Source organism: Streptomyces sp. NPDC002619, from assembly GCF_042889305.1.
GTDB lineage: Bacteria > Actinomycetota > Actinomycetes > Streptomycetales > Streptomycetaceae > Streptomyces.
Genome location: NZ_JBIAQV010000021.1, coordinates 39,310 through 52,172 on the forward strand (window position 1 = coordinate 39,310; position 12,863 = coordinate 52,172).

The following is a 12,863-nucleotide window of genomic DNA, read 5'->3' on the forward strand; positions in this document are numbered from 1 at the left end:
GCAGTTGACCGAGGTCGACCGTCTGCTCGGGCGGTGAGCGGGCCGCCCCTCACCGGGAGGTCAGGCGCTGCTCGGCCAGGGAGATCTGCCCGGCCTTGAAGGTGGCTACGCGCGGGGCGCGGTCGCCCAGGCCGAGGAGAACGCGGGCACCCTCGTCCACGGGCCGCTCACCGTCGGGCAGTTGACCGAGGTCGACCGTCTGCTCGGGCGGTGAGCGGGCCGCCCCTCACCGGGAGGTCAGGCGCTGCTCGGCCAGGGAGATCTGCCCGGCCCTGATGGTGGCTACGCGCGGAGCGCGGCGCGCGATGGCGGAGTCGTGGGTGACCATGACGAAGGTCAGCCCGTGCTCCCGCCACAGCCCTTCGAGCAGGCCCATGATGTCGTCGCGGGTGCCCTCGTCGAGGTTGCCGGTGGGCTCGTCGGCGAGCAGCACCTTCGGCCGCTTGACCAGCGCGCGGGCGATCGCGACGCGCTGCTGCTGGCCCCCGGACAGTTCGGACGGGACGTGCCGGAGGCGCTCGCCGAGGCCGACCGAGCGCAGCGCCTCGGCCGCGCGCTCACGGCGTTCGGCGGGCTGCACGCCGAGCGGGACCAGGGCGGTCTCGACGTTCTCCTGGGCGGTGAGCGTCGGGATCAGGTTGAACGCCTGGAAGATGATGCCGATCTTCTCGGCGCGCAGCCGGGTCAGCCGGGCCTCGCCGATCGTGGCGAGGTCGACGCCGTCCAGCTCGACGCTGCCGGAGGTGGGGCGGTCCAGGCCGCCGATCATCTGCAGGAGGGTGGACTTGCCGCCGCCCGTGGGGCCCTGGATGACGAGCTGGTCGCCGTCCTCGATGGAGAGGTCGACGCCGCGCAGTGCCTCCACCGTCTCCTTGCCGCGCGTGTAGCGCTTGCTGACGCCGCTGAGTCTGTACATGGGTGCTCCGTTGAGGTCGTGGGAGAGGGGCGGGGCGCCGCGTCTCGGGGGGAGTGGAGGCGGCGCCCCGGCTTGGGGGTGTGCTACGACACGCTGCGCAGCGCGTCCGCCGGGCGCATCCGGGACGCGCGCCAGCCGCCCATGGCACCGGCGATCAGACCGCCGGCGACCGCGAGACCCACCGCGAGCGCGATGGTGGTCGGCGAGACCGGCGCGGACAGCGCAATCTCCATGGTGTTCGACGCGGACTGCCGGCCGGGCCCGCCGCCCATGCCGCCGCCGGGTCCGCCGCCCGTCCCGCCGAGCTGCGCGGTCAGCTTCGGGCTGATCGCTGTCACCGTGTACGCCGCGACCAGGCCCAGCGCGATGCCGAGGGCGCCGCCGATGAGTCCGTTGACGAGGGATTCGCCGACCACCTGCCGGGTGACCTTGCGGCTCGGCCAGCCCAGCGCCTTCAGGGTGCCGAACTCCCGCACCCGCCGGGACACGGCCGAGGAGGTCAGCAGCGCCGCCACCAGGAACGCCGCGGCCAGCACCGCGACCGACAGCCACTTGCCGACGCCGGCCGCCAGATCGGAGGCGGTGGACAGCGAGCCCGAGACGGTGGAGGCGAGATCGGAGGACGTGGTGACCGTCGTACCGGAGATATTGCTCTGGATGGTCTTCTTGACGACGGCGATCTGCTGGGAGTCGGTCGCCTTGACGTAGATGGTGGTGACCTTGTTCTTCGCGTCGCCCAGCGTCTGCGCCTGCTTGAGCGGCAGATAGACGTCGGTCGTGGACTCGCTGCTGTCCGGCGTCGCGACGCCGATGACTGTGTACTTGGTGCCGGAGATCTTGAAGGTCGAGCCGACCTTGTACTTCTTCTCCTTGGCGTACGACTTGCTCACGACCGCGACCTTCGCGTCGGTCTGTGCCGCCGTGAACGTCCGGCCGGAGGTGATCTTCATCGCGGCGAGCGGGCCGAGGTCCTGGTCGGTGACGTCGACGCCGGCCACGGAGTAGCTGTTGACGTTGAAGTCGGCGCCGCCGCCCTGCACCTGCGGCTGACCGCTCCCGCCGCCGGCACCGGGACCACCGCCGGTGTCACCACCGGAGCTCTGCGCCTTGCCCCGGGTGAAGGAGCCGTCGACCTTGGTCACGTTCAGGGAGAGCGCGCCGACCGCGCCCGCGACGCCCTTCTGGGCCGCGACCTGTGCGACCAGCGAGGACTTCAGGGCCTGACCACCCTGCGTCATCACCCGGTCCGAACTCTGGGTGGACGTGGAGCTCGACTTGGCGTCGAACCGGAAGCTCGGCCCCTGCGAGCTCCCGCTCCCCGGCGCCGTCCGGGCCTTGGTGACCGTCATGTCGGTGCCGAGGCCGTAGAGGGACTTGAGGACCTTGTCCTGAGCCTGCTGCATACCGGCCGACACCGAGTCGACGGTGATGACCAGCGCGATACCGAGCGCCAGACCCAGTGCGATGACCAGGGCCGCCTTCTTTCTGCGGCCCAGTTCGCGCTTGAGATAGATGCCAAACATCCCGTTCCTCGAAGGTTCTTGGCGCCCGCTGTGGGCGCGGCCACAACCTAGGGACGAACCTTTGCGGGGGGCTGAGCACGGGGTGTGCGAGGCCTGAGAAAGTGAACACTAGGGGCCAGATTTTCATAAGACAGTAAATTCCTAGGCCGTAGAGGGGTTCCTCCCAGGAAAACGCTGTTGGGTGGCGTGTACGGTCCCGGAATGCGCGATTCCACTCGGCTCACGCGACGTGCCGCCCTCGGACTCACGGCCGCCGCCCTTCCCCTGTCCGCGGCCCCCTCCGCCTCCGCCGCCCCGCGCGTCGTCGGCGGGGAACGGCTGGCCCGTGACGGAATCCAGGTGCGGGGTGCCACGGGGCTGCCGGGGAAGCTCACGGCACGCTCCTGGCTCCTCGCCGACGCCGCGAGCGGGGAGGTGCTCGCCTCGTACGGGGCGCACCGGCGGCTGGCGCCGGCGTCCACGCTGAAGATGCTGTTCGCGGACACCCTGCTGAAGAAGTTCGCGCGGACCGACCGGCACCAGGTCACCGACGCCGACCTCGCCGACATCCCCTACGGCTCCAGCCTGGTCGGGATCAAGCCCGGGATCACCTACACCGTCGAGCAGTTGTGGCAGGGCGTGTTCCTGCGCTCCGGGAACGACGCGGTGCACGTGCTCGCCCACATGAACGGCGGGGTCGCGCGGACGGTCGCCGAGATGCAGGCCAGGGCCGAGGATCTGCAGGCCCTGGACACCCATGTGGTCAGCCCCGACGGCTTCGACCACCCGGGCCAGCTGTCGTCGGCGTACGACCTGACGCTGTTCGCCCGGCACGGGCTGGCGGACGACGACTTCCGCGCCTACTGCCGCACGCGGACCGCCGACTTCCCGGCCGGCGGGAAGAAGACGTTCCAGATCCAGAACACCGACCGGCTGCTGACGGGGGCGTGGGGCCTGGGCACGTACGACGGCCTGATCGGGGTGAAGAACGGCTACACCAGCGACGCCGGCAACACCTTCACCGGTGCGGCCACCCGCGGCGGCCGCACCCTCCTGGTCACCGTGATGCACCCCGCCAACGGCAGCAACGCCGTCTACGAGGAGACCGCCGCACTGCTCGACTGGGGCTTCGACAAGGGGAGTTCGCTCCGTCCGGTGGGCACGCTGGTCACTCCGCTGAGCGAGGGCGGCGCCCCGAACCCCGCGGCCCGACCGGCCCAGGAGGCAGCGAGCGCCCCGGTCCCGGCGGCCAAGGGCACATCGTCCTGGCGCCTGCTGGAGGGAGCCACGGGAGCGGTCGCGGTGCTGGGTGCGGGCGCGTTGGCGCTACGGCGGCGCAGGGCGACGACGGCCGGAACCGACCGGAAGGGCAGGCACCGCGGCTGAGCGCCCCGCGCCTTCGCCGGACGGCTTTCGCGGCAGCCGTTCCACCCGCCGGTGCGTACCCCGCGGTCCCTCGCGAGGTCCACCCCCAACCCGGCTCGGTGGAACGGCTGCCGACTCCCCCTCGGAATGGTCAACGGAACCCGTGTGCCTCAACTGTGAAGCTCTCGTGTAGGTAAGTTGAGCATAAGGCCCTGACCGGCTGCAATGGTCCGGAGGTTTCAACTCCGTTTGTGCAAGTTGACGAGTTGACGAATTAGGTTGCCTGTCGCGGGAGTTCTCAGCCCCGCCCGACGTACGGCATCGCCGTCGCCAGCACCGTCGCGAACTGCACGTTCGCCTCCAGCGGCAGCTCCGCCATGTGCCGTACGGTGCGTGCCACATCGGCGACGTCCATCACCGGCTCGGGCGCGACCTGACCGTTGGCCTGGAGCGCACCCGTCTGCATGCGCGCCGTCATGTCGGTCGCCGCGTTGCCGATGTCGATCTGCCCGACGGCGATCCGGTACGGCCGCCCGTCCAGCGACAGCGACTTGGTCAGGCCGGTCAGCGCGTGCTTGGTCGCGGTGTAGGCCACCGAGTGGGGGCGGGGCGTGTGGGCGGAGATCGAGCCGTTGTTGATGATCCGGCCGCCCTGCGGATCCTGCTCCTTCATCTGCCGGTACGCCGCCTGCGCACACAGGAACGCCCCGTTGAGGTTGGTGTCCACCACGTGCCGCCACGCGTCGTACGGCAGCTCCTCGACCGGGACCCCGCCCGGGCCGAAGGTCCCCGCGTTGTTGAACAGCAGGTCGACCCGCCCGAAGTGGTCCCGCACGGCGGCGAAGAGTTCCGCGACCTCGTCCGGCCGCGCGACATCGGTGGGTACGGCGAGAGCGGCGCTCTCGGGAACCAGCGCGGCCGTCTCCTCCAGCGTCTGAGCACGCCGCCCGGCCAGCGCCACCGACCAGCCGGCGCGCAGCAGTTCCACGGCCACCGCCCGCCCGATGCCGGAACCGGCACCGGTCACCACCGCGATCCTCGATTGTTTGGCATTCATGGGGCCGCAGCCTAGGGAGCCCCTCGGCTCAGGTCACGCTTCGCCGGGGTAGCGCACCCCGGTCAGCTCCCGCACCCGGTCCAGGGTCCGCATCACCGCGAGCGTGCCGTCCAGCGGGACGAGCGGCGACTCGGTTTCGCCGGCGCGCAGCGCGCGCATCACCTCCCGCGCCTCGTGCCGCATCGTCTGCCGCGGCCCGTCGGCCGGGTCGAGACCGAACTCCTCCGGGTCACGGCCGTCGCGGTGCAGGACGAACCGCTCGGGGTGGAAGAACCCGGACGGCACGTCGATGCGGCCGTGCGACCCGGTCACCGACGCGGTGATGGCCGTACCGCCGACGATCGAGCAGTGCACCGAGGCCAGCGCGCCGCTCTCCCACGCGAGCAGGGCGCCCGTCTGGAGGTCGACGCCCTCCTCGGAGAGCACCGCGCGCGCCGTGACGTCCGCCGGTTCGCCGAGCAGCAGCTGCGCGAACGACACCGGGTAGACCCCGAGGTCGAGCAGCGCGCCCCCGCCCAGCGCGGGGTTGCGCAGTCGGTGCGCGGGCGGGAAGGGACCCTCGAGACCGAAGTCGGCCTGCACGGTGCGCACTTCGCCGATCGCGCCTTCGCGGACCAGTGCCTTCAGCCGCTGGATCAGGGGGTTGCAGTACATCCACATCGCTTCCATCAGGAAGCTGCCGCGCTCCTTCGCCAGCGCGACCAGTTCCTCGGCCTCGCGCGAGTTCAGCGTGAACGCCTTCTCGCACAGCACGTTCCGCCCGGCCTCCAGACACAGCCCGGCGGCCGCCCGGTGCGCCGAGTGCGGCGTGGCGACGTACACGACATCGATGTCCTCGTCCCGCGCCAGCGACTCCCAGTCGCCGTACGCCCGGCCGATCCCGAACCGCTCGGCGAACGCCCGGGCCGAGTCCTGGCTGCGCGACGCCACTGCCACGATCTCCGCGTCGGGCAGATCCACCAGGTCCGCCGCGAACGCGGCCGCGATCCCGCCCGTCGCCAGGATCCCCCACCGCACGCTCTGCTCCGCCATCCCGGCCCGCCCTCGCTCGTGTGACCTCGGCACTGTGTACGAGCTGAGAGCATAGGTGCCGGTTCAACCAAAGGCATCGGAAGGGGAGGGGCACATGGCGGAGCACGCGGCGGCGTCGACACCGGAACGGGAACAGGGCCCGGCGGTCCGCAAGCCCGCCGGCCGCGCGGCACGCCGTACCGGCGTCCTCGTCACGGTCGTCCTCGGTGGCCTCACCGCCACGCCCCCGCTCGCGATGGACATGTACCTTCCGTCCCTGCCGGAGGTCACCCGCTCCCTGCACGCGCCCGCCGCGACGGTCCAGCTCACGCTCACCGCATGCCTCGCCGGGATGGCGCTCGGCCAGCTGGTGGTCGGCCCGATGAGCGACCGCTGGGGCCGCCGCCGCCCGCTCCTCGCCGGTCTCGCCGTCTACCTCGTCGCCACCGCCCTGTGCGCACTCGCCCCGAACGTCGAGACGCTGGTCGCGTTCCGGCTGGCGCAGGGCCTCGCGGGCGCCGCCGGGATCGTCATCGCCCGGGCCGTCGTACGCGACCTGTACGACGGGGTGGCGATGGCCCGCTTCTTCTCCACCCTGATGCTGATCTCCGGCGTCGCCCCGATCGTGGCCCCGCTGATCGGCGGACAGATCCTCCGTGTGACCGACTGGCGCGGCGTGTTCGTGGTCCTGACGGTCGTCGGAGCCGTCCTCGCGGCAGTCGTCCGGGCGCGGCTGCCCGAGACCCTGCCGCCCGCCGAACGCCACGCGGGAGGCGTCGGCGAGGCCCTGCGCGCGATGCGCGGCCTGCTCACCGACCTGCCCTTCACCGGCTACATGCTCGCGGGCGGCTTCGCCTTCGCCGCGCTGTTCGCATATATAGCGGCGTCTCCTTTTGTCATCCAGGAGATCTACGGCGCCTCTCCGCAGACCTTCAGCCTGCTGTTCGGCCTCAACTCGGTCGGGCTGGTCGTCGCCGGGCAGGTCAACGGCAAGCTGCTGGTCGGCCGGGTGAGCCTGGACAAGGTGCTGGCCGCAGGGCTCGCGGTCACCGTCCTGGCCGCGACCGCCCTGCTGCTGATGTCCACCGGCGCCTTCGGGCACGTCGGCCTCGGGCCCGTCGCCGCCGCGCTGTTCGTGCTGATGTCCGCGATGGGCGTGACCCTCCCCAACGCCCAGTCGCTCGCCCTGCTGCGCACCCGACACGCCGCCGGCTCGGCCTCCGCGCTGCTCGGCACCTCCTCCTTCCTCGTCGGCGCGATCGCCTCGCCGCTCGTCGGCGTCGCCGGTGAGCACACCGCCGTACCGATGGCCGTCGTCCAACTGGCGGGCGCGCTGGTGGCGCTGGCCTGCTTCATGGGAATGTGCCGACCCTGGAACGCCCGTGCGAGTGTGAAGGGAGCGGGGAGCTGAGCGCACCGAGACTGCGCGTCGACACACCGGAAAAGGCCGGGCTCGACCCCACGGAACTGCGGCACCTGGTCCGCGAGGCGCACGACCTCACCACCGGCGACCACCCCTGGGCGCCGGGTGTCGTCGTGGTCGCCGGACGCGGCCCGGTGATCGCCGTCCAGGAGGCGGCCGGCTTCGCGGTGCGCTACGCCTCCTACGACCCCATCACCGACACCGGTGTCGAACTGCCGCGCGCCGTCCGGGTGCCGGCGACCGTCGACACCCCCTTCGACCTGGCCTCCCTCACCAAGCTGTGCACGTCGGTGGCCGCCGTGCAGCAGATCGAGCGGGGCACCCTCGGCATGGACGCCCGCGTCGGCGACTACCTGCCGGAGTTCCGGGCGGCCGCCAGGCACGGCATCACCGTACGGCAGCTGCTCACCCACACCTCAGGGCTGCGCCCCGAACTCCCGTTGTACGACTGCCGGGACGACGCGCAGCGGCTGGCCCTGCTGCGCGTGGAGCCGCCGACGGGGGAGCCGGGGACGTATCTCTACTCCGACCTGAACATGCTGCTGCTCCAGTTCGCCCTCGAACGCGTCACCGGCCGCACGCTCGACGTCCTCGTCCACGAGGGGATCACCCGGCCGCTGGGCATGACGGCGACCGGCTTCGGACCGTGCCCCGGGGCGGCCGCCACGGAGTACCAGCGGCGGCCCTGGGCCAAGGCGGACCGCGGGATGCTGCGGGGCGTGGTCCACGACGAGAACGCCTGGGCGCTGGGTGGGGTCGCGGGCCACGCGGGCCTGTTCTCCACCGGCAGGGACCTCGCGGTGTTCTGCCGGACCCTGCTCGCGGGCGGCTCGTACGGCCCCGCCCGCATACTCGGCCCCGACCTCGTGGAGCTTCTGCTGACCGCGCCGGGGCTGGGCTTCGCCGTGGACCAGCCCTGGTTCATGGGCGAGCTGGCGGGCAGCGGAGCGGCGGGCCACACGGGCTTCACGGGCACGTCGCTCGTCCTCGACCCGATGACAGAGACATTCCTGGTGATCCTGGCGAACACGGTGCATCCGGTGAGACGACCGGCGGACAGCGGGCCGCGGGCGAACCTGGCGACGCGGTTGGCGCGGGCGGTCAGGGGGACCTGACGCTTCGCTGGAAGTGCCGCGATATGTCGTCGATCGTCTGCGGCACGTATGTGGCTGGTCGCGCCCGCGCGGCGGAGCCGCATATTGGCACAGCCCCGCGCCCCTTTGGGGCGCTACCCCGGCCCTTTTAGAATCGCCAGGTGAACGCCCCAGTCTCCCCGTCCGACACCCTCCGCTCCGCGCTCACGGAGTTGCTCGACGGGCTCCCGCCCAAACAAGCCGCCGGAGCCGTCGAGAGGCTGATCGCCAACTACCGCGGCCGTACCCCGACCGACACGCCGATCCTCAGGGACCGCGCCGATGTGGCCGCGTACGCCGCCTACCGCATGCCCGCGACCTTCGAGGCCGTGCGCACGGCGCTGGACGCGTTCGCGGCGGCCGTGCCCGCGTGGATCCCGGGCAGCCATGTGGACGTCGGCGGCGGCACCGGCGCGGCCACCTGGGCGGTCAGCGCCACCTGGGACGGCACCCGCCCGGTGACCGTGCTCGACTGGGCCGAGCCCGCGCTCGCCCTCGGCCGGGAGCTCGCCGCCGCCAACCCGGCGCTCCGGGACGCCCACTGGCAGCGCGCCCGCATCGGCGCCGCGCTCACCCTCGACCCCGTCGACCTCGTCACCGTCTCCTACGTCCTCAACGAACTCGCCGGACCCGACCGCGCCGCGCTCGTCGACGCCGCCGCGTCCGCCGCGCAGGCCGTCGTGATCGTCGAGGCCGGCACACCCGACGGCTACGCCCGCGTGATCGAGGCCCGCGACCGGCTGGTCCGCGCCGGGTTCCACGTCGCCGCGCCCTGTCCGCACAGCGCCGCCTGCCCCATCGTCCCCGGCACCGACTGGTGCCACTTCTCCGCGCGGGTCAGCCGCTCCTCCCTGCACCGGCAGGTCAAAGGCGGCTCACTGCCGTACGAGGACGAGAAGTTCAGCTACGTCGCCGCCACCCGCCTCCCGGCCGACCCGGCGCCCGCCCGCGTGGTCCGCCGCCCGCAGATCCGCAAGGGCCAGGTGATCCTCGACCTGTGCGAGGCCGACGAGCAGCTGCGCCGCACGACGGTCACCAAACGCCACGGCGACCTGTACAAGGCGGCCCGGGACTCGGACTGGGGCGACCGCTGGCCCCCGGCGGACGCCTAGGGCCCCTTCGCGAGACGCCCCGTCTCACCCCCCTGGTAGCTTCGGCCCCATGGTCAAGAAGCCCGTCCCCGACGCCACCCGCCGCAGCGAGAGGTCCCGGCGCGCGATCTACGCCGCCGCCCTCGCGCTCGTCGCCGAGGCCGGGTACCCGAAGACCACCGTCGAGGGGATCGCCGCCCGGGCCGGGGTCGGCAAGCAGACCATCTACCGGTGGTGGTCGTCCAAGGCGGACGTACTCCTCGAGGCCTTTCTCGACCTGGGCGAGCAGGCCGCCCGCGACCTCGGGCAGGAGCCGTACGTGATCCCGGACACGGGTGATCTCGCCGCCGACCTCAAGACCGTCCTGCGGGCCACGGTCGACGAGCTGCTCGACCCCCGCTTCGAGGCTCCCGCCCGTGCCCTGGCCGCCGAGGGCCTGGTCAACGAGCCGCTCGGCCGCGAGTTCGTCGCGAAGCTCCTCGAACCCCAGCTCCAGCTGTACGTCGACCGGCTGCGCTCCGCGCAGGACGCGGGTGCCGTACGCCCCGAGGTGGACCCGCGCATCGCCCTGGAACTCTTCGTCTCGCCCCTCGCCCAGCGCTGGCTCCAGCACACCGGACCGATCTCGTACGACTACACGGACACCCTGGTCGACTACGCCCTGTACGGCCTCGCCCCGCGCTGACCACCGCCTTGGTCGGGAGCGGCGCGGGATGGTGCGACTATTGATCCCATTGAACCTATTGCACACGGCGTTGACACGATGGCGAGGCGAGGGGATATATGAGCGCGACGTTCGGCGGCCGGACCGGCAGGCAGGGCAAACTCTCCCAGTGGTTGCGCGGACGCCGTCCACAGGCGGCCGCCGACGACGGAGGCCGTGAGGCCCTGCTGCTCGCCGCCGCCGACGCGGGACTGCCCCTGGCGCCCGCCGCGCACCCCGCACCGGGCTACGGCTGTTCCTGCGACCGCGTCGGCTGTCCCACCCCCGCCCGGCACCCGGTGTCGTTCGCCTGGCAGACGCAGTCCACCACCGACCGCGCCCAGATCGAGCGCTGGGCCCGGCACCAGCCGCAGGCCAACTTCATCACCGCGACCGGCATGACGCACGACGTCCTGGACGTCCCCCTGGAAGCCGGCCGGGAAGCGCTGGAGCGCCTCGACTCCGCCGGCGTCGAGACCGGCCCGGTCGCCGAGAGCGACGACGGCCGCATGCTGTTCTTCACCCTCACCCGGGGCACGCCCGAGGACGAGGACGAGTGGTGGCCCTGCGAGCTGGACTGCCACCCCGAGACCATGGACGAGCACCCCGGCCTGCGCTGGCACTGCCGCGGCTCGTACGTGCTCGTACCGCCCGCCCGGCTCCCCGGCGACGACGACCGGACGATCCGCTGGGTACGCGGCCCGGAACACGCCCTCCCCGACCCGCTGAGCCTCCTGGAAACCCTCACGGACGCCTGCGCCCGCCACGCCGCCGCGGAACCCTGCCACGGGACGTCGGCCTGGCCCCTGCCCCACTGACGTCGGGCTCTACTCGCCCTGCGCCGCCGTAAGCCCCTGGATGCGCCCCAGCAGCGACACGTCGCCGGTGTCCGTGCCCCGCTTCGGGTCCACGGCGATCTCGTTCGAGACGAACTCCAGCGTCAGGGACTGCTTGATCTCGCCCTTCGTCAGGGCCTGGACGTCCTTGTTCGGGGTCGGGACCGAGGCGCCCGCGGCGGCGGTGCGCTTCTCGTAGTGGTGCGAGGTGAAGAACACCAGCGCCCCGCCGTCCGCCGTGCGCAGCGCCAGCGGGGCGTAGTCCCCGTTCGTCAGCGGCTCGTCGATGTACTGCGTGGCGAGTCCCGGCCTGCTGGCCTCCTTCGCCCGCGTCGCGCGCCACCCGCTGGTGTGCAGACCGGCCGCGAAACCGCTGCCGCCGCTCTTCAGGTACGTCGTGTACCGCGCACTCAAGTCCTGCGGCCGTACGGCCATTTCGGGAGAGTCGGCCGGTACGGCCTCGGCCCAGCCGTCCTTGTCCTTCTTTATCGCGGGTACGGCACCGGGCGCCACCAGCGTCAGATACGCCACCTGGAACGGCTCGGCCAGGCTGTGGCGCGTGAAAACGAACAGCCAGCGCGCGTTGCCGCCCTTGTTGGCGTGGGCGTCGGCGACGAACCAGCGCGGCCAGCCGGCCTTCCTGGGAATGGTGAACTTCGCGTCCGACAGCTTCAGCGGCTGGTGCGCGGCGTTCCCGCCGGGGCTGTTGGCGTGCCCCGCCGTCAGCCGGGCCCCGTCGATGTCGGCGAGGGCGCCGGTGACGTAGTCCGCGTCCAGGGAGCGGTCGTACGCCTTGTCCGCCGCGTTGTAGGCGTCGGTGAACCGCTGAAGCGCCTTCGCGGCCTCGGCCCTGGTGGTGGCGGGAAGCACCTCGCGCTCCCCGTGCACCACCACGCATCCGCTCGCCGTCAGGGACAGCGCGGTCAGCGAGGCCGCTACGAGTGCGTTCCGGTCACGCCTGCGGAGCCTTCGAGGGCTGCGATCCCTGCTCATCAGGTGCCTTCACCTTCCCCTTCCCGGAGGCGAACCCTACCGGGGCGAGGAAGATCGCGAGCGTCGGGATCAGGTACAGCAGCCACACCGTGACCTGAAGGACCGTCGGGTCCGGCTGGAAGTTGAAGACGCCCTTCAACAGCGTCCCGTACCAGCTGTCCGGCGGGATCGTGTCGCTGATGTCGAAGGCCAACTTGCGGATGCCCGGGATCCAGTTGGCCTCCTGCAGGTCGTGGACGCCGTACGCCAGCACGCCCGCCGCCACGACGACCAGCATGCCGCCGGTCCAGGTGAAGAACTTGGCCAGGTTGATCCTCAGGGCGCCCCGGTAGAACAGCCAGCCCAGCAGGACCGCGGTGGCCAGGCCCAGGGCGACGCCGATCAGCGGGCGCGGGGTGCCGTCGCTGGCCGCGTGCACGGACGCCCACACGAACAGCGCGGTCTCCAGGCCTTCCCGGCCGACGGCCAGGAACGCGGTGGCGACCAGCGCGCCCGTGCCGAGCGCCAGGGCGGCGTCCAGCTTGCCGTGCAGCTCGGACTTCAGATGCCGGGCGGTGCGCCGCATCCAGAACACCATCCAGGTCACCAGGCCGACGGCGAGGATCGACAGCGAGCCGCCCAGCGCCTCCTGCGCCTCGAACGTCAGCTCCTGGGAGCCGAATTCGAGCGCGGCGCCGAAGCCCATCGCGATGGCGATCGCGATGGCGATGCCGATCCAGATCGGCCTCAGGGCGTCCCTGCGGTCTGTCTTGACCAGATAGGCGATCAGGATGCAGACGACCAGGCTGGCTTCCAGCCCCTCGCGCAGGCCGATCAGGTAGTTGGAGAACACG

12 protein-coding genes are annotated in these 12,863 nt (G+C 72.0%); 6 read left to right on the forward strand and 6 right to left on the reverse strand.

What is annotated here, in order from left to right:
- Positions 1–226 precede the first annotated feature (226 nt).
- Positions 227–916, reverse strand: a complete 690-nt coding sequence (locus ACFYXB_RS27985) for an ABC transporter ATP-binding protein (RefSeq protein ID WP_351352146.1) — start codon at positions 914–916, stop codon at positions 227–229.
- An 83-nt stretch (positions 917–999) separates the two neighbouring features.
- A complete protein-coding gene (locus ACFYXB_RS27990) occupies positions 1,000–2,439 on the reverse strand; it encodes an ABC transporter permease (protein WP_389587000.1) in 1,440 nt (479 codons plus the stop codon).
- 201 nt (positions 2,440–2,640) lie between these two features.
- On the opposite strand from ACFYXB_RS27990, the gene ACFYXB_RS27995 reads away from it, so the two are divergent.
- Positions 2,641–3,804: a D-alanyl-D-alanine carboxypeptidase family protein gene (locus tag ACFYXB_RS27995; protein ID WP_389587002.1), complete on the forward strand. Its 1,164-nt coding sequence runs from the start codon at positions 2,641–2,643 to the stop codon at positions 3,802–3,804.
- A gap of 277 nt (positions 3,805–4,081) precedes the next feature.
- Here the strand turns inward: ACFYXB_RS27995 and ACFYXB_RS28000 are convergent, their stop codons facing one another.
- Together ACFYXB_RS28000 and ACFYXB_RS28005 are read right to left on the reverse strand one after the other, a co-directional pair.
- Complete coding sequence (locus ACFYXB_RS28000; protein ID WP_389587004.1) at positions 4,082–4,840, reverse strand: SDR family oxidoreductase; 759 nt, start codon at positions 4,838–4,840, stop codon at positions 4,082–4,084.
- A gap of 33 nt (positions 4,841–4,873) precedes the next feature.
- Positions 4,874–5,872, reverse strand: coding sequence for a Gfo/Idh/MocA family protein (locus ACFYXB_RS28005; RefSeq protein ID WP_389587006.1), 999 nt, complete (start codon positions 5,870–5,872; stop codon positions 4,874–4,876).
- A 94-nt stretch (positions 5,873–5,966) separates the two neighbouring features.
- Here ACFYXB_RS28005 and ACFYXB_RS28010 point away from each other — a divergent pair, with 94 nt between their 5' ends.
- From ACFYXB_RS28010 to ACFYXB_RS28030, 5 genes are all read left to right on the forward strand, one after another.
- Complete coding sequence (locus tag ACFYXB_RS28010) at positions 5,967–7,262, forward strand: multidrug effflux MFS transporter (protein WP_389587007.1); 1,296 nt, start codon at positions 5,967–5,969, stop codon at positions 7,260–7,262.
- The gene (locus tag ACFYXB_RS28015) at positions 7,214–8,389 is read left to right on the forward strand and encodes a serine hydrolase domain-containing protein (protein WP_389587009.1); all 1,176 of its coding nucleotides are present in this window, start codon (positions 7,214–7,216) and stop codon (positions 8,387–8,389) included. The genes ACFYXB_RS28010 and ACFYXB_RS28015 overlap by 49 nt, the downstream gene beginning before the upstream one ends.
- A gap of 140 nt (positions 8,390–8,529) precedes the next feature.
- Positions 8,530–9,519, forward strand: a complete 990-nt coding sequence (locus ACFYXB_RS28020; protein WP_389587011.1) for a small ribosomal subunit Rsm22 family protein — start codon at positions 8,530–8,532, stop codon at positions 9,517–9,519.
- A 49-nt stretch (positions 9,520–9,568) separates the two neighbouring features.
- The gene (locus tag ACFYXB_RS28025) at positions 9,569–10,183 is read left to right on the forward strand and encodes a TetR/AcrR family transcriptional regulator (protein WP_389587013.1); all 615 of its coding nucleotides are present in this window, start codon (positions 9,569–9,571) and stop codon (positions 10,181–10,183) included.
- Between the two features lie 98 nt (positions 10,184–10,281).
- A complete protein-coding gene (locus ACFYXB_RS28030) occupies positions 10,282–11,019 on the forward strand; it encodes a bifunctional DNA primase/polymerase (protein WP_389587014.1) in 738 nt (245 codons plus the stop codon).
- Between the two features lie 9 nt (positions 11,020–11,028).
- On the opposite strand, the gene ACFYXB_RS28035 is transcribed toward ACFYXB_RS28030, so the two are convergent.
- Together ACFYXB_RS28035 and efeU are read right to left on the reverse strand one after the other, a co-directional pair.
- A complete protein-coding gene (locus ACFYXB_RS28035) occupies positions 11,029–12,030 on the reverse strand; it encodes a hypothetical protein (RefSeq protein ID WP_389587016.1) in 1,002 nt (333 codons plus the stop codon).
- Positions 11,990–12,862 carry an iron uptake transporter permease EfeU gene (gene efeU, locus ACFYXB_RS28040; protein WP_389587017.1) on the reverse strand — a complete coding sequence of 291 codons (873 nt, stop codon included), beginning with the start codon at positions 12,860–12,862 and terminating at the stop codon, positions 11,990–11,992. The genes ACFYXB_RS28035 and efeU overlap by 41 nt, the downstream gene beginning before the upstream one ends.
- Between the last annotated feature and the right edge of the window lies 1 nt (position 12,863).

Bases quoted from the DNA above. Each gene is read 5' to 3' on its own strand.
- ACFYXB_RS27985 (WP_351352146.1), bottom strand. From the start codon at position 916: ATGTACAGACTCAGCGGCGTCAGCAAGCGCTACACGCGCGGCAAGGAG.
- ACFYXB_RS27990 (WP_389587000.1), bottom strand. From the start codon at position 2,439: ATGTTTGGCATCTATCTCAAGCGCGAACTGGGCCGCAGAAAGAAGGCG.
- ACFYXB_RS27995 (WP_389587002.1), top strand. From the start codon at position 2,641: ATGCGCGATTCCACTCGGCTCACGCGACGTGCCGCCCTCGGACTCACG.
- ACFYXB_RS28000 (WP_389587004.1), bottom strand. From the start codon at position 4,840: ATGAATGCCAAACAATCGAGGATCGCGGTGGTGACCGGTGCCGGTTCC.
- ACFYXB_RS28005 (WP_389587006.1), bottom strand. From the start codon at position 5,872: ATGGCGGAGCAGAGCGTGCGGTGGGGGATCCTGGCGACGGGCGGGATC.
- ACFYXB_RS28010 (WP_389587007.1), top strand. From the start codon at position 5,967: ATGGCGGAGCACGCGGCGGCGTCGACACCGGAACGGGAACAGGGCCCG.
- ACFYXB_RS28025 (WP_389587013.1), top strand. From the start codon at position 9,569: ATGGTCAAGAAGCCCGTCCCCGACGCCACCCGCCGCAGCGAGAGGTCC.
- ACFYXB_RS28030 (WP_389587014.1), top strand. From the start codon at position 10,282: ATGAGCGCGACGTTCGGCGGCCGGACCGGCAGGCAGGGCAAACTCTCC.
- ACFYXB_RS28035 (WP_389587016.1), bottom strand. From the start codon at position 12,030: ATGAGCAGGGATCGCAGCCCTCGAAGGCTCCGCAGGCGTGACCGGAAC.